This window comes from Parabacteroides sp. APC149_11_2_Y6 (assembly GCF_054506995.1).
On the sequence record NZ_CP173709.1, the window covers coordinates 1039841 to 1063492 of the forward strand.

A 23652-nucleotide genomic window follows, 5' to 3' on the forward strand; every position below is an offset into this window, starting at 1 on the left:
GATAAATGATTAATTATTTGATACTGATTGTCTTTCCGGTAAACCTATACTGAGGATACTCAACCCGATAAATGTAAATAAAGCATTGAATATAAGCAGTTCGTAGCTAAAAGAGTATCCGTTGAACCATGCCTCCGAGTTTTTATGCAGGATAAAACAGAGCAGGGGAGAGATAAGGGCGACTAACGGGATATATTTATCGCGTACATTTCTTTTGGTAAATACTCCGAAGGCGAACATGCCGAGTATCGGGCCATACGTATAACTCGCCAGAATGTACACGGCATCGATTACACTTGTATTATTCAAGAGATTAAAGATGATAATGACAAGTCCCATGATGATAGCCATTCCGACATGTACCCGTTTGCGGATGCGGGTAATCTGGTTTTCCGTTTTCTTCTCTATCTCTAATATGTCTACAGTAAAAGAGGTGGTCAACGCGGTAAGTGCGGAGCCAGCCGTTGCATAAGCCGATGAGATAAGGCCGATGATAAACAGGATGCCTACGAATACCGGGAAATAACCTCCGGTTGCAATCATAGGGAAGAGTTCGTCGCTCTTTACCGGGTTTTGAATGCCGTGCCGGGCGGTGAACATGAACAGCAGTACGCCAAGCATCAGGAATAAGGCAATGACGAAGAATTGAAGGATACCACTGGTTATCATGTTTTTCTGTGAGTCCCTGAAGTTCTTGCAACTTAAATTCCGCTGCATCATATCCTGGTCCAAGCCGGTCATGGCAATAACGGTGAAGACGCCTCCCAGGAACTGTTTCCAGAAATATTGCTTTTCATTCACATTATCGAAAAAGAAGGTGTGGGATAAATCACTTTTAAAGATGGCGGTGCACATGGCTCCGAAATCGAGTTGTAAATCGGAAGCGATAAAATAGATACATAGTCCGACCGAAACAACCAGACAGAATGTTTTTAATGAATCTGTCCATATCAACGATTTTACCCCGCTCCGGAATGTATAAAGCCATACCAGCGCTACAGTAAATAATACATTCATACTAAAAGGTATATGAAAAGGTCCGAACACCAGCAATTGCAGAGTCAGGCATACCAGAAACAGGCGGACAGAAGCTCCCAGCATTTTAGATATAAAGAAGAACCATGCGCCTGTTTTATGGGAAAATGTTCCGAACCGGTTTTCAAGGTATCCGTAAATGGAGACTAAATTCATCCGGTAGAATAAAGGGATAAGAACGAATGCGATGATAATCTGCCCGACTACAAATCCCAGTACCATTTGCAGATAAGCAAAACTGTTTACTCCAACCATTCCGGGAACAGAAACAAACGTAACTCCGGATATGCTGGAGCCAATCATTGCGAAGGCTACAATATACCAGGGCGATTTCCGGTTTCCGACAAAAAAACCTTGATTGTCGGATTTTCTTCCTGCAATGTATGATACAAGGAATAGTATCAAGAAGTATAATACAATTGTTATAAGTACAGAAATAGGGCTCATAGGTATGCTGATTTAAGTTAGAGAAATTAGGAAAAGCGGATACTCGATGTTTGTTTTAGCAAAGATAGTTTTAATTTTGTATTAAGAACTTATATTTTATTATTTTATGAAATGTAATTATTAATTTAAAATTTACATTCTTCTTTCTATCTCCATATTGTTGTTGGCGGTATTCGCTAAATTCCTAAAAACCTTCTATATTTGCATAAAAAAATAGTCGGGTTATGAAACTTATAGCAGAAACTGGTTCAACAAGGACGGAATGGGCTTTAGTAGAAGGCGCACATTTAATACATCGCGTTTTTACGGAAGGGATTAATCCGTTTTTCCAGAACAGGCGTGAGATAAGCAGAAGTATTAGATTGGGATTGCCGGAACTGTTTTTTAAGAAGAAACTCGACCATGTGTATTTCTATGGGGCCGGATGTACACCTGATGAGAAAAGGAGTATATTGGAAGCCTCTTTGGTTGCACAGTTCAAAACACCAGTACAGGTGGAAAGCGATTTGCTGGCAGCCGCCCGGGGATTGTTTAAGAATGAAGCCGGTATCGCCTGTATTCTTGGAACCGGTTCTAATTCATGCTTTTATGATGGGGAGAAGATTGTGAAGAATGTAACTGCTGCCGGATATATATTAGGAGATGAGGGTAGCGGTTCTGCTTTAGGTAAATTGTTTTTATCGGATGTAATGAAGGGGTTGGCTCCTAAATATTTGATGGATGAGTTTTATGAAAAGCTGATGATTACTCCCAGTGATGTTATGGAGTCCGTTTATAACCGTCCGTTCCCTAATCGTTTTCTTGCTGTGATTTCCTATTTTCTTGCGGACTATATGGATGATGAATATGTTTATAATCTTTTGGTCCAAAACCTGCGGAGTTTCTTCTCCAGAAATGTCTGCCAATATGACTACCGGGATTATCCATTACGTTTTGTCGGTTCTGTTGCACATAGCTATTCCAAGGTTCTGAAAGAAATAGCCCTTGAATACTATGCGAATCTGGATATGATTAGAGAAACTCCTATGGATGGCTTAATAGAATACCACGCTATAAATAACATAGGTTAACAAATAATAGTATGCTTTATATCTTGCAATCCGCTTTAAAAGCAGATTGTAGCTCTGTTTCTTGTTGTTAATATATAATCTATAATATTAAATTAGTAACTATAAAACGTAATAAATCTAAATACATGTTTGTGATATGAAAAAATAATTTCATATTTGTAAAAGAAACGAGTGTTGATATATATTTACTAAAATATAGTTTCGTTGATTATTAGTTTTCAGAAAAGGAGATTTCGGGAACCAAGTCCATAGAGAACTCAAGTTTATTATCCATCGTTTTTTGTTATTTTTATTTATATCGTATCTTAAATCCTAACATATTTAATAGGAAAAAGACCAATTTGCCTGGCTCATATTCCAAAGTAGAGACTAAAAACGAGTAAAAACATTCTTTTTACATCGAAAAGAACAATACTTGAATTAGTTCTCTATGAACTTGTTCAATCCATGCTAAACTCTTTAAATAGATGGCCTATGAAACAAAAGACGACAAGAATAGAAATTCCGGAAAGTATTCTTTGTAATCTAAATCATTCCAGCGCAAAATCATTTTAAGTCTTGGAACCTAAAAGATTCCTTATGTAAATATCGTTTGTTATAAAATCTAATTTAAAGTCTGTATGAAAAAAAGTAACAGGAAAAACACATCAGAGTGGCTTATCCTCATATTGGTAGGGCTGCTTATTTATTCTCCTGCATGGGGCCAAAGTAAAGAGCGGACGGTCGGCGGAAAGGTAGTAGAGGCTAATGCTACTCCTATTATTGGGGCGACCGTTGTGGTGAAGAACTATCCTAATATTGGAACAATTACTGACGTAGACGGAAACTTCAATTTTCTTGTACCGGATAAGGCGCAGGAATTAGAAATTTCTTTTGTAGGATATAAAACTCAACTGGTGAAGATTACAGGTGCGCCTCTGCATGTTGTTTTGCATGAGAGCTCGCAGGATCTGGAAGAAGTTGTTGTCGTTGGGTATGGTACACAGAAAAAAATTAATTTAACAGGCGCAATCGAACAGGTGGGTAATGAAGTTTTCGAAAACCGTTCGGTTGCCAATGCTACACAAGCATTACAAGGAGCGGTTCCTAACCTGAATATCTCTTTGGAAGATGGTAAGCCGACCCGTTCCGCATCATTTAATGTACGTGGTGCAACTTCTATCGGACAGGGGGGTAGCGCTTTGATTTTAATTGATGGTGTGGAAGGCGACCCTGCCATGCTGAATCCGAACGATATTGAAAGTGTCAGTGTTTTGAAAGATGCAGCTTCTGCCTCCATTTATGGTGCCAGAGGTTCTTTCGGCGTTGTTTTGATTACGACAAAAAGTGCCAAGCAAGGCAAGACAATGATCAACTATACCGGAAACTTCTCTTTGCAGTCTCCTACGAAAACTCCTGACTTTGTATCTGATGGCGTTATCTGGGCTGAACATTTCCGGAATTCATTCTATAACTTCTACAACTACCTTCCTACCAATATTAATAATGGCATGCAGGCTTATTCGGACGAATGGCTGAATACATTCAAACAGCGTAAAGCCCAGGGGATAACAGACGAAGTTGTTAAGAATGAAAATGGAAGCTATACCTATTACGGTAATACGGACTGGTATGATTTATTATATAAGGACAATACTTTTGCGCAAGACCATAACGTAACAGTTTCCGGAGGCAGTGAAAAAGCAGACTTTTATATATCCGGACGTTTTTATGATTATAAGGGGTTGTACAATTATAATCCGGATACTTATAAATCATTGAATATCCGTGCAAAAGGATCTTTGAAGGTTTTTGACTGGCTACGTTTGAACAATAATATGGAATTTACCAATACAGACTATCATAGCCCGTTTGTAGCTTCTTATAGTTTTAATATCCAACGGTATATTGAAGTGGCCGCTTTCCCGACTATGCCGCTATTCAATCCGGATGGGACGTATACCCGTGCTGCCGGATATACGCTCGGCGCTTTTATGGATGAGAAGAACTATCAGGACAAGAATAATAAGATGTTGAAGAATACGACGAGTTTCAGTGCAAAATTCCTGGATAATAAATTGCGTATCAATGGTGACTTTACATTCCGTTATGGCACGTACCAGAATGAGAGAAAACGCGTGAAGGTGCCGTTCAGTGAAAAAGAAAATACGATTTCTTATATAGGAACCAACTTCAACGATTTTACGGATGTGAATAACCATACGCTTTATACAGCAACCAACCTGTATGCCGAATATGAAGACACCTTTGCCGAAAGCCACTATTTTAAAGGTATGGTCGGATACAACTATGAAACCTCTAAATATAAGGAGTTGACCACCCAACGCAACGGATTGTTGCTGGAAGATGCCGGAAGTATTAACCTGGCATTGGGAGAATCGGTTACCACTTCTGCTCTGGTAAGAAATTGGAAAATAGCCGGTGCATTCTTCCGTTTGAATTATGGCTTTAAAGACCGTTATCTGGTGGAAGTGAACGGGCGTTATGACGGTTCGTCCAAGTTCCCGACAGACCAGCAATGGGCATTCTTTCCATCCGTATCTTTAGGATGGAGAGTGTCGGAGGAACCGTTCTGGAAAGTGAACGAAGATATTTTCTCTGATTTGAAAATCCGCGGTTCTTACGGTTCGTTGGGCAATGGTAATGTAGACCCGTACAGTTATCTGGAATTATTGAAGATTGAAACGTCAAACCGTGTATTGGGCGGCAGCTTGAATAAATATACAAATTCCCCGGCCGTTATCCCGTTGAGCCTTACTTGGGAAACGGCAACAACCACAGATATCGGTGCGGATTTCGGCATGCTGAATGGCAAGCTGCGTGTAACTGGTGACTATTATATCCGTAAAACCAAAGATATGTATACCGTAGGTGTTACATTACCGGAAGTATTCGGCGCCGAATCGCCTAAAGGAAACTATGCGGATATGACTACCCGTGGTTGGGAACTCTCCCTTAGCTACCGCGACCATTTTACATTGGCAAACAAACCTTTCAATTATGAAGTCCGTGCCACATTGCATGATTACAAGTCTGTAATCGACAAGTATAACAATGCGACAAAGAACCTGGATGATTATTATGAAGGCATGACCGTCGGTGAAGTATGGGGCTATACAACAGACGGTTTATTCCGTTCGGATGCCGATACAAAAGGATATGTGAATACGATTATCAAGGCCTCCAACGATGGTAGCTGGCATGCCGGTGATGTGAAATTCATCGACCGCAATGAAAATGGTAAAATCGACTATGGGGAAAATACGGTAGATAACCCCGGTGATAAAGTGGTATTAGGAAACACTGAACCCCGCTTTATTTATAGCTTTACCCTAAGTGGCGATTGGAATAACTTCTTTCTTTCCGCATTCTTCCAGGGGGTAGGACGCCAATATTGGTTCCCGGGCCAGGAATCCAGTTTCTGGGGACAGTACAACCGTCCGTATAACAGTTTGCCTTCATGGCACCTGAATAACTATTGGACAGAGGAAAATCCGGACGCTTACCTGCCTCGCTACGCTACTTACAACGGCGCTTGCGGTTGGAGTTCTGTTGCCACAGACCGTTACCGCCAGAATGTAGCTTATCTGCGTCTGAAGAATTTGCAGGTCGGATATAATCTTCCGAAACAGTGGATATCCAAACTTTATATGCAGAATGCCCGTGTTTATCTCAGTGGTGAAAACCTGATTTGCTGGTCTCCTTTGTATAAACGGACAAAAGACTTTGACGTATCGAATGCTTCCTCCGGTAAAGACTCTGATTTGAATGATAACAAGATGGGTGACGGTAACAGTTATCCGCTGTTGAGAAGCATTTCTTTAGGTTTATCTGTAACATTCTAATTTGTATACGACATGAAAAAAATCATATATTTATTATTTGCCGCAGGTTTGTTGCTGAACGCTTGCCAGTTGGACGAGAAGCCGGTTACCTCTGTGGATAAAGATGCTATTTTCGGTTCGCAGGACGGGTTGCAAACCTATTCCTATTCTTTCTACAATATGTTGCCTTCGGGTATCGATGCGCATTATCAGGAAGGTTATATGGTGGATTACGGTGCGTTGAATGCTATCGGTAACTTTATTTATCTGAATGCTTACAGTGAAACCGTCAGTGGCGGCTGGGACTGGGGGGATTTGCGGAATCTCAATTATTTTATCGTAAACTGCACGGCAAACGACCGGGTGGATGAAAAGATTCGTAATAACTATTTAGGTATAGCCCGCTTCTTCCGCGCTTATTTCTATTATAATAAGGTAAAGCAGTTTGGCGATGTACCCTGGATAGATAAACCTTTGGATGTGGAAGATGCAGCCTTGTATGCGCCTAAAGATTCCCGCGAGAAGGTAATGGAAAATGTATATGCCGACCTTCAGTTTGCTTGTCATAACATTACGGCTACGGATGCAACCGGCTCGCTGGTTACCCAATGGGTTGCTTATGCTTTGGCAGCACGTGTCAGTTTGTTTGAAGGCACTTTCCGCAAATATCATAATCTGAGCCTGGAAACATCGGCTGAAACTTGGTTGAAGCGTGCCGTAGAGAATGCCGAATATATAATGAAGCATTCCGGAAAGAAGTTGTATACGGCAGAAGGGGTAAAAAAATCTTTCCGTGCAGTATTCACAAGCGACGACCCGAAGACGGACGAAGTATTACTGGCTGTTTGTTCAAGTGCGGACCTGAGCGTTTATCATGATGCCAACTGGAAATGGACTTCTGCTACTTATGGAAGCCGCCTGAACCTGATACGTCCGTTTATCAATACTTTCTTGCAATTGGATGGAACTCCGTATACAGACCGTCAGGGTTGGGAAGTGCAAGACTTGTTTGACGAATGTACGAACCGTGATTACCGCTTGTCCCAAACAATCCGTACCCCGGGATATATGCGTGAAGGTAAAAAAGCCTTGCCGGACTTTGCAGGTTATGCCCGTCTGGGCTACCAGCCGCTGAAGTTCTGTGTGGACGCAACGGATGGCGACTCCAAGACAATGAACACCAATGCAATTCCTTTGTTCCGCTATGCTGAAGTCTTATTGAATTATGCAGAAGCAAAAGCCGAATTGAAAGAATTGACAGATGAAGATTGGGCGAATACGATAGGAGCGATACGTTCCCGTTCCGGTATAACCGGCGGATTATCTGCTAAGCCGACTCAGATAGATGCGTATTTTCAAAGCAATTATTTTCCATCCGTATCAGACCCTGTATTGTTGGAAATTCGTAGGGAACGTGCCGTTGAACTTTGTCTGGAAGGATTCCGTTTCGACGACTTGCGCCGTTGGAAATGCGGGGAACTGTTGAAGAAGAGTTGGTTCGGCATGTATATCACGGCAATTAACGAGCCTTTGGATATCGATCATGACGGGACTCCGGATGTGATTTATTATACTACAGAAGAAGGGCTTGCCGCAGCTAAGGCGCATATGGATTGGGAAAAATATGGCTCGACGTGTGCAACCGTCCATGTTAGCACTGATCGTTCTTCCAGCGATTTGCAGGTAGTTCCGGTTTCTTCCGGTACAGGTTATTATCTGGCATGGGATACTCAGAATGATTCGAAAAGGGTATGGGGTAAGAAGCAATATCTGTATCCGATACCTTCTTTAGTGATGGTCAAGAATCCGAATATAAAACAGAATACCGGATGGGAAGACGGAGCGACTAATGATGGTAATTAATACCGTATTTATAATCGCACGTCGATGACACAGGATTCACAGGCTTACGCAGGCCAATTTGTTAAAAATCAATATTATCTGCGTAAGTCTGTGTTGCCAGTGTATCCCGTGTTCTAACTATGATTGACTTTTTACGCCTTTCCTTTTTTATTCTGCCATAAAACACTCAGGATGAAAATATATTTACGTATTTTTGCATCGAACGTCTGTAACTAATAGATAAAAATAGTTTTAAATGCGTGTATATATGAAAAAGATTCTTCCTCTTGCCGCAGTTGCTTTATTAATGGCAGCTTGCAGTGAAAAACCGGGTTACGAAATTACCGGTACGGTCGCTAATGCCGATTTAAACGGCAACTATGTCTACCTGTATGAATATGGCAAACCGGATGTTATGCCTTTCGACAGTGCTTTGGTGACAAATAACACATTCAGTTTTAAAGGCACCCAGGACGGTTCCATGCTTGCAACCATCAGTTTTTCTTCTGATGTAGTTCCTGAACAACGTGGACAGGCTACTCCGTTCAAAACAGCTTTTACGCTTGAAAATGGGAAGTTGTCAATTACTCTCGACTCTACATCTGTAGTGGTAGGAACTCCTGCGAATGATGCCGAAAAGGCTTTTAAGGATGCTATTGCTCCTTTCCAGGCAGAAATGAAGAACGTGATAGCGGATATGCGTTCGGAAGATAAGTCTATCGTAGATGCTGCTGAAAAGAAATATGATGAAATAAGCGATAAAATAACAGAGGCTGTATGCAATTATATTCTTCAGCATACTAACCAGAAGATGCCGGCGAAGTATCTATCGGACTATCGTTATCAGTTGAATGAAGCGCAGCAGAATGAAATCATTTCCAAAGCAGATTCAACATTCAAATCTGTTCCGGGCATCGATAAGCTGATGGCTCATTTGGATGTATTGAAAACAGTTGCCGTAGGTAAGAAGTTCGTTGATTTCGAAATGGCAGACCCGAAAGGTGAAATGCGTAAACTTTCTGATTATGTAGGCAATGGTAAAAATGTAGTATTAGTTGATTTCTGGGCTTCCTGGTGCCCTCCTTGCCGCAAAGAAACTCCGCACTTGGTAGAGTTGTACAAGCAGTATAAGAATAAAGGTTTTGAAATTGTCGGTGTTTCCCTGGATAGCAAAGCAGATGCCTGGGCTAAGGGTGTAAAAGACCTGAAAATAACCTGGCCGCAATTATCAGACCTGAAAGGCTGGCAGAATGCCGGTGCTGCTCTTTATGGAGTAAACAGCATTCCTCACACTGTATTGGTAGATAAAGACGGAACAATCATCGCTAAAAATATTCATGGCGAAGAAATCGATGCTAAATTGCAGGAGGTTTTGAAATAAGCCGGTAGCGGTAACAATACAGAAAGTATATCAAAAAAGATTGCTGAATGCAGATGTCTGTGTTCAGCAATCTTTTTTTTGCCCACCTTCTTAATCAGAGAGTTTAGATATTTCTTCTGTGGATAAACCTGTGCATTGGATGATTACATCTACCGGAATGCCTTGTCTCTTTAATTTGGCTGCTATTTGACGTTGGCTTTCGGCTTTACCTTCTGCTTTACCTTCTGCCAAACCCTCTGCTAACCCTTCTGCCAAACCATCGGCACGGCCTTCTATCCAACCGGTTTTGATAACGCTACGCTGATAACGGATTGCTTCCATATCAGAATAATACTGCTGCTTATCACTCGGACTTAGCTGGTCGATACGCAGGCGTTCGCTGGCTTCCTGTAAACCGGGGGCTGTACTGTCATGTTCGATCTCACCTGTTTTAAGGAACTTTATCCATTCGTCGAGAGGCGTTTTAGCTTGTTCGTTAAAACCGTCCACACGCAACACATAATATTCGGGGAAGATGTCACCCGCCTCGTGACGCACGAATTGCTCACGCTGGCGTACGGAAAGTTGAAGGACATCATTATAATGAATGCCACGGAATGTGGTATAACCATGATACACATAGTCCTTACCCTGCCCTAACTCGAAATAGACGATGTTTATGGAATAGACCTTACGGATGATTCCATATTCCTGGCCTTCGTTGATATAATCGGTAACGGCTTTGGAGGCGCCATACAACATACGGTGGAAATAATCCAGTTCACGGTTATTCTGGACTTCAATGATGATAAGCTCGCCTTTGCTGTCCTCGGCAAGCATATCCACACGATTGAATTTGTCGTCGCGGGCATCCTTATTGCCTTCGCTTTCGAGCAAACGTACAATTGTGATCTTCTCTTCAAGCAAGGTGGAGAGAAACCCTTCGAGAATAACGAAATTTGATTTGTTACGCAAAAGCCTTTTTACAGCCCGATCAAAACGAACCAATGCAGATTTATTTTCCATAGTTATATTATTTAATATGAACATCTTGTTACAAAGGTAACATTCTTTTTGAGCATCAACGTTTTTACTTCATATTTTCTGGTTGTTTCTAAAAAGAAAAAATTTTCTATCCTTTTCTTCTCAATCCTATCCATGTCAAAGAACGTGTTTTCTCCCTCCAATTTAATTCATCGGTTTCATTTATAAAATCGTCGGCATCTTTTATAAAATCGTCGGCATTTTTTGTCAATTTCATCCCGCCGAAATATTATTTCAATAACTATTGAAAGTACTTTTAATAATTATAAAAAGTAAGTTTGATAATTATAATTTTTAGTTTTGATATATATCAAAACTAAATTTTGACACATGCTTTATCAGAAAAGTACGGCTGTATTTAAAAAAAGAAGGGGATGAAATTGAAAAAGATAGGGGTATAATCTATTAGGCTTTGGAAGTATGGAGGAGCCAGGTTTACGGATGACACGAATTATGCTGATTTAGAAGGATTTCTTGTATATGATAAATTTAGAAACTATTGTAATAAAATGAATTAAAAAAAGAAGGGGTGAAAAGAAGGAACTTTTTGTATACAGTTTTATTGAATAGAGATTTTGTTTGGTTGTTTTGATTGTATATGCATTAATACATAGGAGTTGAATGCGTATTTTAAATGACTAAAAAAACGTTCGTTTATTTTAGTCATTGCAAAGGTATGTATTAAAAATCGTAAAACCAAAAATAAAAATTATACAAATCTAATACTCTTCAAGTTAGGCATAATGTAACAATCCTATAATTAATGATTTAGATGAAATATAAAGCGCGAAAATAAACGAACGTTTTTTTAGGCTTTGTTTTTCGTCTTGAAAGTGAGAAATCAGTATGTGATTCGTGGTTCCCTTTTTGGGAGTGACGAACCTCTTTGCGGATAAATAACAATACTTTAAAGCAATGAAAATCAGTATTTTTCATTGAATCAATATGGAACCTCTTCAAATAAACCGATATAACCAGATTGTAAATATTCTGATTCTGTTCGGTGACCTTTTTATTGTCAATTCATTGTTTTACCTGCTCTCTTCGAGTATGGGCAGACATTTGGAACTGAGGCTTACACTCCCCCAAATACTTTTGATTATCAGTCTTTGTTATCTCGCCTTTTTTGTGCGTGGAGGAATTGTTGTGTATAGACGGCATGTTTATGCCTACCAGATCTTAAGGCGTGTTTTTTGTAATGTGTTCTTTTTTTCAGTCTTGGTAGGAATGGTGTTGGAGACAGGTAATTTTGCCCATGTATTTTCTCTCTTTTATCTGATTTATGTAACATCCTTATTTTTAGCTATCAGTGGGTATCACTTATTCTTCCGCTGGCTAATCAAAGAATATCGGTATATGGGAGGAAACCTTCGACATGCAGTGTTGGTAGGCAGTACTGATAATAATAAGGAATTATACCATGAACTGACGGATGACTCTACATCGGGTTACCGGGTACATGGTTATTTTGATTATAAGCCGAGTACGGATTTCCCTGAGACTTGTCCCTATTTGGGTACACCGGATAAGGTACAGGAATACCTGTCTAAACATTCGTTTATCGAACAATTGTATTGCTGCCTTCCATCACAGGACCGTTCGGCAATCATATCCATTATCGATTATTGTGAGAATCATCTGGTTCATTTTTTCAGTGTTCCGAATGTCCGCAACTACTTGCAGAACCGGATGTACATGACTCTGATAGGCAGCGTCCCAGTACTGAGCTTACGGCGCGACCCATTAAGGCATACGGAGAACCGGGTTGTTAAACGTACATTCGATATCCTTTTTTCCGTATTGTTTCTTTGTACGCTGTTCCCTTTTATCTTTTTGTTTGTATCGATAGGCATCAAACTGACAATGCCCGGTCCAGTGTTCTTTCTACAGAAGCGTAACGGTTTGAATGATAAGGAATTTTATTGTATCAAGTTTCGTTCAATGAAGGTAAATCAGGAAGCAGATAAGCTTCAGTGTACAAAAAACGATCCCCGTAAGACGAAGTTTGGTGATTTCCTTCGCCGTTCGAATCTGGACGAGACTCCGCAGTTTATCAATGTATTATTGGGTAATATGTCTGTGGTGGGTCCCCGTCCGCATATGGTCAAACATACGGAGGAGTATTCCTGCCTGATAGATAAATATATGGTCCGTCATTTTGTAAAACCGGGTATAACCGGTTGGTCCCAGGTAACGGGCTTTCGTGGAGAGACAAAAGAATTGCTGCAGATGGAGGGTCGTGTGAAGGGTGATATCTGGTACATTGAAAATTGGAGCTTTTGGTTGGACCTGGTGATTATTTACAAGACAGTAGTAAATGCATTCAAGGGAGAAGATAAAGCATATTGAAAAACAAACAGACAGAAAAACAAAAGAACATATTCTGTCCATATTCTTACAATAAATATGTCCTTTTGTTCTTCTGTCTAAAAAATATATGTGTATGATAATAGCGATTGATTTCGATGGAACGATAGTGGAACATAAATACCCTGCAATCGGCAGGGAGCTTCCATTTGCCATCGAGACATTAAAGAAATTACGTGATGAACGTCATAAATTGATATTATGGACAGTCCGTGAAGGGCGTTTGTTGGAAGAAGCGCTTGCTTTTTGCCGTGAACGCGGCTTGGAATTTTATGCGGTGAACCGTGATTATCCGGAAGAGGAGAAAGGACAGAACAATCATTTTTCACGAAAGCTCAAGGTAGACTTGTTTATAGACGATCGTAATTTGGGTGGATTGCCGGATTGGGGCACTATCTACGAGATGGTAAGTAAGAAATTATCCTATGAGGATTTAATACGGAAATACGAGGAGAATTATGAGCCGGAGAAAGGAAATGGTTTTTTTGCCCGCTTATTCAAATAAAGAAAAGAAATACGAAAAAGAAATCATGGAGATAAAGAAACTACTACTGTTTGCATTACTTACAGTCTTTATAACAGGCTGTACTTCTTACAAAAGTGTCCCTTATTTGCAGAACCCGGAAGTGGTAAATAATTATGGGAAGGAACTTCCGATGTATGATGCAAAGATAATGCCTAAGGACTTATTAAGTATAACTATTAATACAACAGACCCGCAAGCTGCTGCCCCATTTAATCTGACGATTCAAACTCCAATGAATGCGGCGCTTACGAATATCAACACGACAACACAGCCCACTTTGCAACAATATCTTGTGAATAATCAGGGAGAGATAGATTTTCCTGTGATAGGTAGGTTACTGGTCGGTGGTTTAACGAAAAATCAGGCGGAAGAGCTGGTTCGTGAAAAGTTGAAACCTTATTTGAAGGAGAGCCCGATAGTAACGGTTCGTTTGTCAAACTATAAAATATCCGTATTAGGGGAGGTAGCCCGTCCCGGAAGTTTTACCGTGAGCAATGAGAAAGTGAATGTTTTGGAAGCACTTGCTATGGCAGGTGATATGACGGTTTATGGAATCCGTGATAATGTGAAGTTGATTCGTGAGGATGCGACAGGTAAACGTGAGATTATCAACCTGAATTTGAACGATGCGGACTTTATAATATCTCCTTACTATTACCTGAAACAGAATGATATTATTTATGTGACACCGAACAAGACAAAAGCAAAGAACTCCGATATCGGCAACAGTACGACCCTTTGGTTCAGTGCCACATCCATTTTGGTATCCATAGCCAGTTTATTAGTAACCATATTCAGATAAGTAAAAAGCGAAAAATAAGAGATTATGATTGACGGTCAAAATACAGGAAATAATCAGAACGTGGAGGAAAACGTTGATTTTTATGCCCTCTTTTTTAAATACATGGTTTACTGGCCCTGGTTTGTTGCAAGTGTACTTGTTTGTTGCATTGGTTGCTATATTTATTTACGTTATCAGGCTCCGGTTTATAATATAACGGCTTCCGTATTAATTAAGGAGGAAGATAAAAAGGGAGGCGGTGCAAGCAGCCCAATGTCCGCCATTCAGGATTTGGGGATGTTCTCGATGACGAATAACTTTGATAACGAAGTGGAGATTCTACGTTCCCGCACTCTGATAAAGAAAGTCATTTGTGATTTAGGTTTATACATAAGTGTGGCTGAGGATTGTGTGTTCGGTTATGACAAGCCTCTTTATAAAAGTTCTCCTATCAATGTCTACATGTTTCCCGAAGAGGCGGATAAGTTGGAAGAGATTTCCAAAATATGGATAAAATATACGAAAGATGAAAAGCTGTCCGTTGAGTTGGAATATGTGATAGATGAAGAGAAAGAAACCATAGAGAAAACGTTTGATACGCTCCCGGCTGTTTTTCCGACTCCGGTAGGTGTGTTTTCGTTTACGAAAAATGATTCTGTTTTGACAGCAGATGAAGTTACCGATTTAATAGCTTATGTGAATTCTCCAACCCGAACAGCCGGAGAATACATCGAAGATTTAAATGTGGAACCAACTTCTAAGACAACGACAATTGCCAAATTGAGTTTTCATAATACAGTAGAGGAACGTGGAATAGACTTTATAAATTGTTTGATAGCCTTTTACAACCAGGATGCAAATGATGAAAAGAACGAAGTCGCTCAAAAAACAGCGGAATTTATAGAAGAACGCATAGGTATCATTAACCAGGAACTGGGTAGTACGGAAAGTGAATTGGCGGATTTTAAACAACGTTCAGGTTTAACAGATTTGACGAGTGATGCCCAGATGGCATTACAGGAAAACTCAAAATATGAATGGCAACGTACAGAAAATTCTACGCAGATTAGTTTAGTGAAGTTCTTGCGTGAATACATCAATAATCCTGCGAATGTGGAAGAAGTGATACCAGCGAATGTCGGTTTACAGGATCAGAACCTGACATCTGTTATAGATCAGTATAATACGATGTTGATAGAGCGCAAACGTTTGCTTCGTACTTCATCAGAAAGTAACCCTGCTGTAATTAACCTGAATACGGGAATTGAGGCAATGCGTCATAACGTACAGACAACAGTAAACAGCGTACTGAAAGGACTGCAGATAGCAAAAGCAGATATAGACAGGCAAGCAAATAAATTTGAGGGACGTATCAGTAATGCTCCGAAGCAAGAGAAAGAGTTTATGACAATCTCCCGTCAGCAGGAAATAAAGGCAACTCTTTATATTATGTTGTTACAGAAACGGGAAGAGAATGCCATCACATTGGCTGCTACTGCAAATAACGGACGTATTATTGAAGAACCTTTACCTGATAAATATCCTGTATCACCTAAAAAAAAGATATTTATGTTAGCCGCTTTGGTCTTAGGTTTAGGAATCCCTGTAGGCATCGTTTATTTGCGAGATTTATTAAAATACAAGATAGAAAACCGCGAGGATGTAGAAAAGATAACGGATGTATCTATATTGGGAGAACTTCCTTTAGTGACAAAAATGGAAGAGCAAGGAGCTATAGTAATTCGTGAGAATAAGAATGATATGATGGAGGAGACATTCCGTGGTCTTCGTACAAACTTACTTTTTATGTTGGGGAAAGATGAAAAGGTTATTCTTTTTTCATCGACTCAACCGGGTGAAGGAAAATCATTTGTTGCAGGTAATATGGCAGTTAGTTTGGCTTATTTGGGTAAAAAGGTGATAATCGTAGGTATGGATATTCGAAAACCCGGTTTGAATAAAGTTTTTAATTTATCCCGTAAAGTAGAAGGTATTACAAATTACTTAAGTGATCCGGACAATGTCAGTTTATTTGATATGATTCAAAAATCAGATATCAGTAAGAACCTAGATATTTTGCCAGGAGGTCCTATTCCTCCGAATCCTACGGAGTTAGTAGCACGTGATATACTTGATAAAGCGATTGATCAGTTAAAAGAACATTATGATTATATCATTTTGGATACAGCTCCGATTGGTATGGTGACGGATACGGCTGTTATAGGTCGTGTAGCAGATATGTGTGTGTATGTTTGCCGCGCGGATGCTACGCCAAAGGTGGGCTTTGACTATATCAACACATTGTGGGATGAGAAGAAATTTAAAAAATTAGCAACAGTAATCAATGGCATTGATATGAGTAAGCGGAAGAATAGCTATGGATATGGCTATGGTAAAAAGTACGGGTATGGTTACGGTCATAACTATGGTTATGAGAAAAAGGGGAAATAGGATTAGTATTATTCCTGAAGCTTATAGATGTTCTAATAATTTATCAGATAAAAAGATTCTCAAGGCAAGTAGATGTTTAATAATTTAATTTCGAGTGTAGAACGAAGTTCTATTGTTAAGAGAAATATAATATGGTCTTTTATTGTCAAGGGGGTAAGTATTATTATTACATTAATAATAGTTCCTATGACATTGGGATATATATCATCAGAACTTTATGGGGTTTGGTTAACTTTATCAAGTATAGTTATATGGTTTGGCTTTTTTGATATTGGTTTTACGTTAGGATTAAAAAATAAATTAGCGGAAGCAATAGCATTAAAAGATTGGAATAAAGGTAAATCTCTAATAAGTACTACTTATTTTTTGATGTTACTGATTTTTATTCCATTATTTATATTTCTAGAAATAATTTTGCCATTTCTTAATATCTCTTCATTTATAAATGTTGATTATTTATACAATTATGATATAATAAGAGCATGCCGAATCTTAATATTGTTTTTTTGTTTGCAAATGATTCTAAATGTGGTAATATCTGTCATAGCCGCTTTTCAGAGGGTTGCATTGTCTTCTGCATTATATGTTATAGGGAATATATGTTCTCTTCTAACTATTTACATATTTACTAATACAACAGTTCCATCATTATCTTTATTAGCAATAGCTATTTCTGGAATGCCAGTAATTGTTTTGCTTGTAGCAACATTTATATTGTATAGCAATAAATTAAAATCAGTAAGACCTAGTATTATATATATAGATAAAAAGTATATAAAAGAGTTACTACCATTAGGTTTTAAGTTTTTTTTGATTCAAATACAATATGTTGTATTATTTCAGACTACAAATATTCTTATAAGTAATATTTCAGGACCGAAAGACGTAACAGCTTATAATTTAGCATACAAATATATCAGTGGTGTAATGATGGTTTATACTATAATTTTATCTCCTCTATGGCCAGCATTTACTGATGCTTATGTAAAAAAAGATTACGTTTGGATGCGAAATGTTTATAAGAAAATGACAAAAATATATTATATATCTATTATTATAGTAGTTGTTATGGTGTTAATCTCTCCTTTATTTTATAACCTTTGGATCTCTAACAAGGTAGAAGTTCCCTTGAGTATGACTGTAACTGTAGCAATGTATATAATTATATGCAATTGGGATAACCTCCAAGTAAATTTGATTAATGGAATAGGAACAATAAAATTACAATCATACATTACGACAATAGGTCTCATATTACATGTTCCATTATCTTTCTTATTAGGTCGTAATATAGGTATAGGAGCTACTGGTGTTATACTTTCAATGATAATCATAAATATAATTTACAGTGTGTTTTTTACAATTCAGATAAACAAACTTTTGCATGACAAAGCTGAAGGAATATGGAGAAAATAAATTTAGAAAGGTTTAAAATATATCGTTTATCTAATATTATTGCATTGATTTATCGTATCTTGCTAAAATCTGATTGTCTTAGATATATTTTATATAAAATAAAATATGGTAAGAAACTACAATGCCATTACACGTCTACTATTGAGAAACATTCCATTTTTGAGGGGGCTAATCGGATTTATAAACATGTATATTATTCTGGCGAATTAGGATTTGGATCGTATATAGGAGCATATTCTGAGCTGAAAGCCAATATAGGACGTTTTACAAGCATTGCTCCCAATGTTAGATGTAACACAGGGATTCACCCGATAGCGACGCCCTATGCAACAACATCTCCAATGTTTTATTCACTAAAGAAACAAAATGGATATACATTTGCTAAGTATCAGAATTTTAATGAATTTAAAAAATATGTTGAAATAGGTAACGATGTATGGATTGGAGAGAATGTCTTTTTATCGGGAGGTATCCGTATAAATGACGGAGCTATCATATTGGCAGGCGCTGTCGTAACAAAAGATATTCCCTGTTATGCGATTGCAGGAGGAATACCTGCAAAAGTAATAAGTTATCGATACGATGCTGAAACAATTAAATTTCTTTTAAATATCAAATGGTGGGAAAAAGATACAATATGGCTTGATAAGAATTGGTTGCTTTTAAATAATATAGAAAAACTTAAAGAATATTTTCAGAAGAGATAATTGCAAGGAATGTAATATTAACTATGTAGATATAAAAATAATACATCATAGTTGAATGAAAATATTTGCACCAATACTTAGTCTGTTATAATGATAAATATGAAAATAAATCAGTTAAAATTTATTGTTTTTATACTCAATTGTATTTTTGATAAATAAGATACAGTATGATAAAAGAAAGTAATTTGACATTTGTATTTATTATACTTCAGTTAATAGCATTGGGGGGAGCTGTAAATGGATTTACTAGTCATTCGAACATTGTAATAGTGTTGAGTTTGTTGTATTTTTATCGTTTTAAACAAAACCTAACTTATAATATACGTCCGTTTATAATGGTGCTATTTGTTATTGTATTATGGCGATTTATGCTAAAAGAAAAATATCCTAATATTACTTTCTTAAGTGGAAGATTGTATGATGTGCTGTTTTGTTTTTGCATTGTAAGAATTCTAGGAATTAAAAAATATTTTTATTATTTTGAAAAAGCAGTTTCAATGCTTGTGTTGTTAAGCTTTTTTTTATGGATACCCATTGCTATTTTCCCTGATATAGGAGATTTATTGTCTCAATATACCTTGCCTATTTTTTCAAAAAATACATGTGATGGAACATGGGGTATAGTAGGATTTTCAAGTAAATATAAAATAGGTGAACAAGGTTTTTTTCTTCGTAATCTTGGTTTTGCATGGGAACCTGGACGTTTTGCTTCTATTGTGGTAATAGCCTTTATGATTCATTTGTATAGAAATAATTTTAAGTTATTGCAAAAGAATTTTTTAATTCTTTTGTTTGGAATAATAAGCAGTCAATCTACAACGGGATATATGGCATTTATTATTTGTGTTTTTGCCTATTTTAAAAATGGGGAAAGGAATATTAAAGGTCAGATTGTACGTTATGCTACAATAAGTATTTTTATTGTTGTTTTGGTTTCTGCTCCATTTATGATGAATAAAATGCGAGATATATTCAATAACGATAATTTTTTAACGGATAATACAGCCCAATGGTATATATCCGAAGAACGTGTATATGTTCCTCAGAGGATTGAAGGCTTGGTCTTGGAACTAATGAATATAAAAGAATCTCCTTTAATTGGTTATGGTGATAATTCCATTAATTCATTTGTACGTACATATGTATTTAAAAATGTTGATATTCGCTTATCTAACGGGTTATTACAAATTTTTGCAATTTTGGGAATTCCATTAGGATTATTGATTTATATATGTTTATATAAGTCATCAAAGATGATATCTAAAATCTATAATGTACGTGGGGATTATTTTATATTCATTGTTGTATGTTCGATAAATATATCTTATAATTTCTTTTGGGAACCATTATTATTAGCTGTTGTATTATACTGTTTGTTTCTCCCAAAAGATGATCGGATATTGCTAAATATAAAATAAAAATATGAAACCAAAAATAACAATTGTTATTGCTACATATAATTCGGGAAGAACATTAAAAAAAGCTTTGGATAGTGTAATGTCTTTAACTTATCAAGATTGGGAATGCTTGCTTGTTGATGGAATGTCCAATGATAATACGCTTAATATTATAAAAGAATATGTAGAAATAGATGATCGTTTTAGATATATATCTGAAAAAGATACAGGCATTTATGATGCCTTTAATAAAGGATGGCGTAATGCAAGAGGTGAATGGGTTTTATATCTTGGTAGTGATGATCAACTTACACCTGATGGAATTACTGCTTTGATGACTGTTAAAGCAACTGATGAAGCTATTTTAAGTGGTTCAGTATTTTTAATAAAGCCAGATAGAAGCATTAAAAATTGGAAATCAGTAGGATATGAAGGAAATCATCAAGCTAAAATAACTAAACGTTCCTTGCTTGAGAAATTAGGAGGGTATGATATTAGTTATAAAATTTGTGCAGACTCTGATTTTCATGTTCGTCTTAAAAATGAAGGTTATAAAGTTTTAAATATAGATGAGCCCATAGCTTATTTTTCGATGGATGGTATATCTTCTGACTTTTCTTACGTCTGGACTCAAACAAAAGAACGATATAAGATTTATTCAAAAGATAGATCAGTTAAAAGTCCATTTATAAAGACATTTTATGTCATGAGTTTTAATATAGGTTCATTTATATATCGAAAATTACTTGGTATATTAAATAAAATGTAGTAAATGAATATAGCGGTTATTTTTGCAGGAGGTTCTGGACGTCGTATGAATACAATTGCAAAGCCTAAACAGTTTTTAGAGTTTCGAGGGAAACCAATTATAGTTTATACGCTTGAACACTTTGAGAATCATTCTGAAATAGATGGTATTATTGTAGTTTGTATTAAAGAATGGATACAATATCTTCAGAAATTAGTTACTAAATTTGAAATAACCAAAGTAAAAGAAATAGTCTCTGGAGGAGAAACGGGACAAGATTCTATTTACAATGGATTGGAGTCGGCTGCATATTATTATCCAAAAGATAGTATAGTTTTAATTCATGATGGAGTGAGACCTCTTATTACTCAGCAGACAATCACTGATAATATTGAAACTGTAAAGAAGTTTAAATCGTGTATCACTTGTGTACCTGCAACTGAGACTTTTGTTATAGATAATCATGATCATACACTCCGTATACCTAAGAGGGCTGATTCTCTGATAGCCCGTGCTCCTCAAAGTTTTATCTTATCTGACATTCTATCAGCACATTATAGGGCAATCAATGAGAATAATCATGAATTTATAGATAGTTGTTCAATGATGAATTTTTATGGATATAAAATACATACGATAATAGGTCCCATGGAAAATATAAAAATAACTACACCATCAGATTATTTTATATTTAAGGCAATGATAGATGTATATGAAAATCAGCAAATATTTGGATTTTAAATGATTAGTAATATTTTAAAAGAAGATATAAAAAGATTTGTAATCTCATTTGAATCTTACGAACAGTTTAGAAATAGTTCATTCTTAATAACAGGTTCTACAGGTTTGATTGGTTATACTCTTGTGTTATATATTGAGGCATTAAATAGAAAGCATGATTTAAATATTAGAATCACGTGTCCTGTACGTAATATGGAAAAGGTTTTTAAGAAGTTTAATCAGGATATGAATGAGGTTGAATTTGTAAAACAAGACCTGATAAGTTTCATTAGAGATACAGAAAAAAACTTTGATTATATCATTCATTGTGCAGCTCCAACTACAAGTAAATATTTTGTGGAATATCCGGTAGAGACATACGAAATGATATTACAAGATACTCTTGAAATATTGAAATACTGCAAACAAAACAATGTTGATGGATTTGTTTATGTTTCATCTTTAGAATGTTATGGTAGTATAATGGATGAAAATAAACCAATAACAGAGGATATGCAAGGATATATCAATCCATTAGATGTAAGAAGCTCTTACTCTATGGGTAAACGTGCAGCAGAAACTTTATGCTATGCATACTTTAAAGAATATGGAATTAACGTAAAAATCGCACGTCTGACACAAATTGTTGGTCCGGGAGTTTCAATAGATGATAATCGTGTTTTCGCTCAATTTACCAGAAGAGTGTTGGAAAATTCTGATATTATTTTACATACATTAGGAGAATCTTCTAAACCTTATTGTTACACAGGAGATTGTATATTAGCACTACTCCTAATATTATTGAATGGAGAAAGTGGCGAAGCTTATAATGTTTCGAATGATGAAACTTATATATCTATAAGAGAATTGGCTGAATTTCTTAGATGTAAATTTAATCCTAATATTAGAATAATAACGGAGCATAAAAAAAACTTAGGTTATGCACCTGTAACAAAGCTTCCTTTAAACTCAGATAAGCTCAGAAATTTAGGATGGAAACCTAAATATGGGTTATATGAGATGTTTTACCGATATATGGAGAGTATAAAATAAATAGTAGTTATATTTTGAGAAAGTCTGGCGGATGAAAAAAGATTTATCACATTTGAGTGAATTACAGAAATCTGAGTTAAATATACTCAAAAAATTTGTGGATATTTGTAAAAGGAATGATATTGAATATCACATGACAGGAGGATCACTTATAGGTTTAGTCCGTCATCAAGGTTTTATACCATGGGATGATGATATTGATGTGTTAATGACACGTAAAGAATATACTAAGTTCTTGGCTATTGCAGAAAAAGAATTACCTATTAATATGTATCTTAGTACTTTTGATACTCCTGGACATATTTGGTTAGTTCCACGTATAATTGATAACAATACTCAATTTTATCTTAACAATGCAATTAAGAAAAAAACGACAGGAGCATGGATGGATATCCTTGTGTTTGATGGTGTTCCGGCTCCTGGTTTTAAACGTAATATCTATTCTTTTTTTTATCTTTTGTCAAGAATGTTATATCAATTTTCCAATTTTAGTGTAGCTGTAAATATAAATAAAAAACGTCCATTATTGCAACGTATAATTATTGATTTCGCTAAATTGTCTCATGTGGAAAAAATACTTAATCCTGTTAAAATGGGTCATTTATATAGAAAAGTTTGTAGCTATTATGATTTAGATAAAATGGATTATGGTGCTTCATTGAGTGGCTCAATGTTAATGAAAGAATTCATTCCAAAGAAATGGATAGGAAAAGGATTTTTAATGCCTTTCGAAGATATTATGGTATATGGAATAGATGAAAATGATTCTTATCTTACGCACTTCTATGGTGACTATATGATACCCCCATCTGTAAATGATAGAAATAGACATAATGTAACAATAAAATAAATCAAAACCATTTT

At 36.7% G+C, this 23652-nt stretch carries 18 protein-coding genes; 15 read left to right on the plus strand and 3 right to left on the minus strand.

Translation table 11 applies throughout. From position 1 onward, the window contains the following. Nucleotides 1-9 precede the first annotated feature (9 nt). Complete coding sequence (locus ACGE0T_RS04250; protein WP_459189296.1) at nucleotides 10-1482, minus strand: sodium:solute symporter; 1473 nt, start codon at nucleotides 1480-1482, stop codon at nucleotides 10-12. Nucleotides 1483-1706: 224 nt separating this feature from the next. Between ACGE0T_RS04250 and ACGE0T_RS04255 the strand changes: the two genes are divergently transcribed. The 4 genes from ACGE0T_RS04255 to ACGE0T_RS04270 all read left to right on the plus strand — a co-directional run bounded on the left by ACGE0T_RS04255 (nucleotide 1707) and on the right by ACGE0T_RS04270 (nucleotide 9599). Continuing rightward, nucleotides 1707-2552: a hypothetical protein gene (locus ACGE0T_RS04255; RefSeq protein WP_459189297.1), complete on the plus strand. Its 846-nt coding sequence runs from the start codon at nucleotides 1707-1709 to the stop codon at nucleotides 2550-2552. Between the two features lie 620 nt (nucleotides 2553-3172). Continuing rightward, nucleotides 3173-6397 carry a SusC/RagA family TonB-linked outer membrane protein gene (locus ACGE0T_RS04260; RefSeq protein ID WP_459189298.1) on the plus strand — a complete coding sequence of 1075 codons (3225 nt, stop codon included), beginning with the start codon at nucleotides 3173-3175 and terminating at the stop codon, nucleotides 6395-6397. 12 nt (nucleotides 6398-6409) lie between these two features. Continuing rightward, complete coding sequence (locus ACGE0T_RS04265; RefSeq protein WP_459189299.1) at nucleotides 6410-8239, plus strand: RagB/SusD family nutrient uptake outer membrane protein; 1830 nt, start codon at nucleotides 6410-6412, stop codon at nucleotides 8237-8239. 247 nt (nucleotides 8240-8486) lie between these two features. Beyond that, nucleotides 8487-9599: a redoxin domain-containing protein gene (locus tag ACGE0T_RS04270; RefSeq protein WP_459189300.1), complete on the plus strand. Its 1113-nt coding sequence runs from the start codon at nucleotides 8487-8489 to the stop codon at nucleotides 9597-9599. A gap of 90 nt (nucleotides 9600-9689) precedes the next feature. Here ACGE0T_RS04270 and ACGE0T_RS04275 read toward each other — a convergent pair whose 3' ends face one another. Together ACGE0T_RS04275 and ACGE0T_RS04280 are read right to left on the minus strand one after the other, a co-directional pair. Continuing rightward, nucleotides 9690-10604, minus strand: coding sequence for an Rpn family recombination-promoting nuclease/putative transposase (locus ACGE0T_RS04275; protein WP_459189301.1), 915 nt, complete (start codon nucleotides 10602-10604; stop codon nucleotides 9690-9692). A 106-nt stretch (nucleotides 10605-10710) separates the two neighbouring features. After that, on the minus strand, nucleotides 10711-10839 hold the full coding sequence (locus ACGE0T_RS04280) for a hypothetical protein (protein WP_459189302.1): 129 nt from the start codon (nucleotides 10837-10839) through the stop codon (nucleotides 10711-10713). 728 nt (nucleotides 10840-11567) lie between these two features. Between ACGE0T_RS04280 and ACGE0T_RS04285 the strand changes: the two genes are divergently transcribed. The 11 genes from ACGE0T_RS04285 to ACGE0T_RS04335 all read left to right on the plus strand — a co-directional run bounded on the left by ACGE0T_RS04285 (nucleotide 11568) and on the right by ACGE0T_RS04335 (nucleotide 23638). Next, nucleotides 11568-12971 (plus strand): undecaprenyl-phosphate glucose phosphotransferase, encoded by a 1404-nt coding sequence (locus ACGE0T_RS04285; RefSeq protein WP_459189303.1) that lies wholly within the window; start codon nucleotides 11568-11570, stop codon nucleotides 12969-12971. 94 nt (nucleotides 12972-13065) lie between these two features. After that, nucleotides 13066-13494 (plus strand): BT0820 family HAD-type phosphatase, encoded by a 429-nt coding sequence (locus tag ACGE0T_RS04290; RefSeq protein WP_459189304.1) that lies wholly within the window; start codon nucleotides 13066-13068, stop codon nucleotides 13492-13494. Between the two features lie 25 nt (nucleotides 13495-13519). Beyond that, nucleotides 13520-14317, plus strand: coding sequence for a polysaccharide biosynthesis/export family protein (locus tag ACGE0T_RS04295; protein WP_459190415.1), 798 nt, complete (start codon nucleotides 13520-13522; stop codon nucleotides 14315-14317). Between the two features lie 21 nt (nucleotides 14318-14338). Next, nucleotides 14339-16747 (plus strand): GumC family protein, encoded by a 2409-nt coding sequence (locus ACGE0T_RS04300; protein WP_459190416.1) that lies wholly within the window; start codon nucleotides 14339-14341, stop codon nucleotides 16745-16747. A 72-nt stretch (nucleotides 16748-16819) separates the two neighbouring features. Continuing rightward, a complete protein-coding gene (locus ACGE0T_RS04305; protein WP_459189305.1) occupies nucleotides 16820-18163 on the plus strand; it encodes an oligosaccharide flippase family protein in 1344 nt (447 codons plus the stop codon). Beyond that, nucleotides 18151-18870, plus strand: coding sequence for a CatB-related O-acetyltransferase (locus ACGE0T_RS04310; RefSeq protein WP_459189306.1), 720 nt, complete (start codon nucleotides 18151-18153; stop codon nucleotides 18868-18870). Before ACGE0T_RS04305 ends, ACGE0T_RS04310 begins: the two co-directional genes overlap by 13 nt. A gap of 167 nt (nucleotides 18871-19037) precedes the next feature. Continuing rightward, nucleotides 19038-20288, plus strand: a complete 1251-nt coding sequence (locus tag ACGE0T_RS04315; RefSeq protein WP_459189307.1) for an O-antigen ligase family protein — start codon at nucleotides 19038-19040, stop codon at nucleotides 20286-20288. 4 nt (nucleotides 20289-20292) lie between these two features. Continuing rightward, on the plus strand, nucleotides 20293-21036 hold the full coding sequence (locus tag ACGE0T_RS04320) for a glycosyltransferase family 2 protein (RefSeq protein WP_459189308.1): 744 nt from the start codon (nucleotides 20293-20295) through the stop codon (nucleotides 21034-21036). A 3-nt stretch (nucleotides 21037-21039) separates the two neighbouring features. Then, complete coding sequence (locus tag ACGE0T_RS04325) at nucleotides 21040-21756, plus strand: IspD/TarI family cytidylyltransferase (RefSeq protein WP_459189309.1); 717 nt, start codon at nucleotides 21040-21042, stop codon at nucleotides 21754-21756. Continuing rightward, nucleotides 21757-22788 carry an NAD-dependent epimerase/dehydratase family protein gene (locus ACGE0T_RS04330; RefSeq protein WP_459189310.1) on the plus strand — a complete coding sequence of 344 codons (1032 nt, stop codon included), beginning with the start codon at nucleotides 21757-21759 and terminating at the stop codon, nucleotides 22786-22788. Nucleotides 22789-22819: 31 nt separating this feature from the next. Beyond that, nucleotides 22820-23638, plus strand: coding sequence for a LicD family protein (locus ACGE0T_RS04335; protein ID WP_459189311.1), 819 nt, complete (start codon nucleotides 22820-22822; stop codon nucleotides 23636-23638). Nucleotides 23639-23652: the final 14 nt, after the last annotated feature.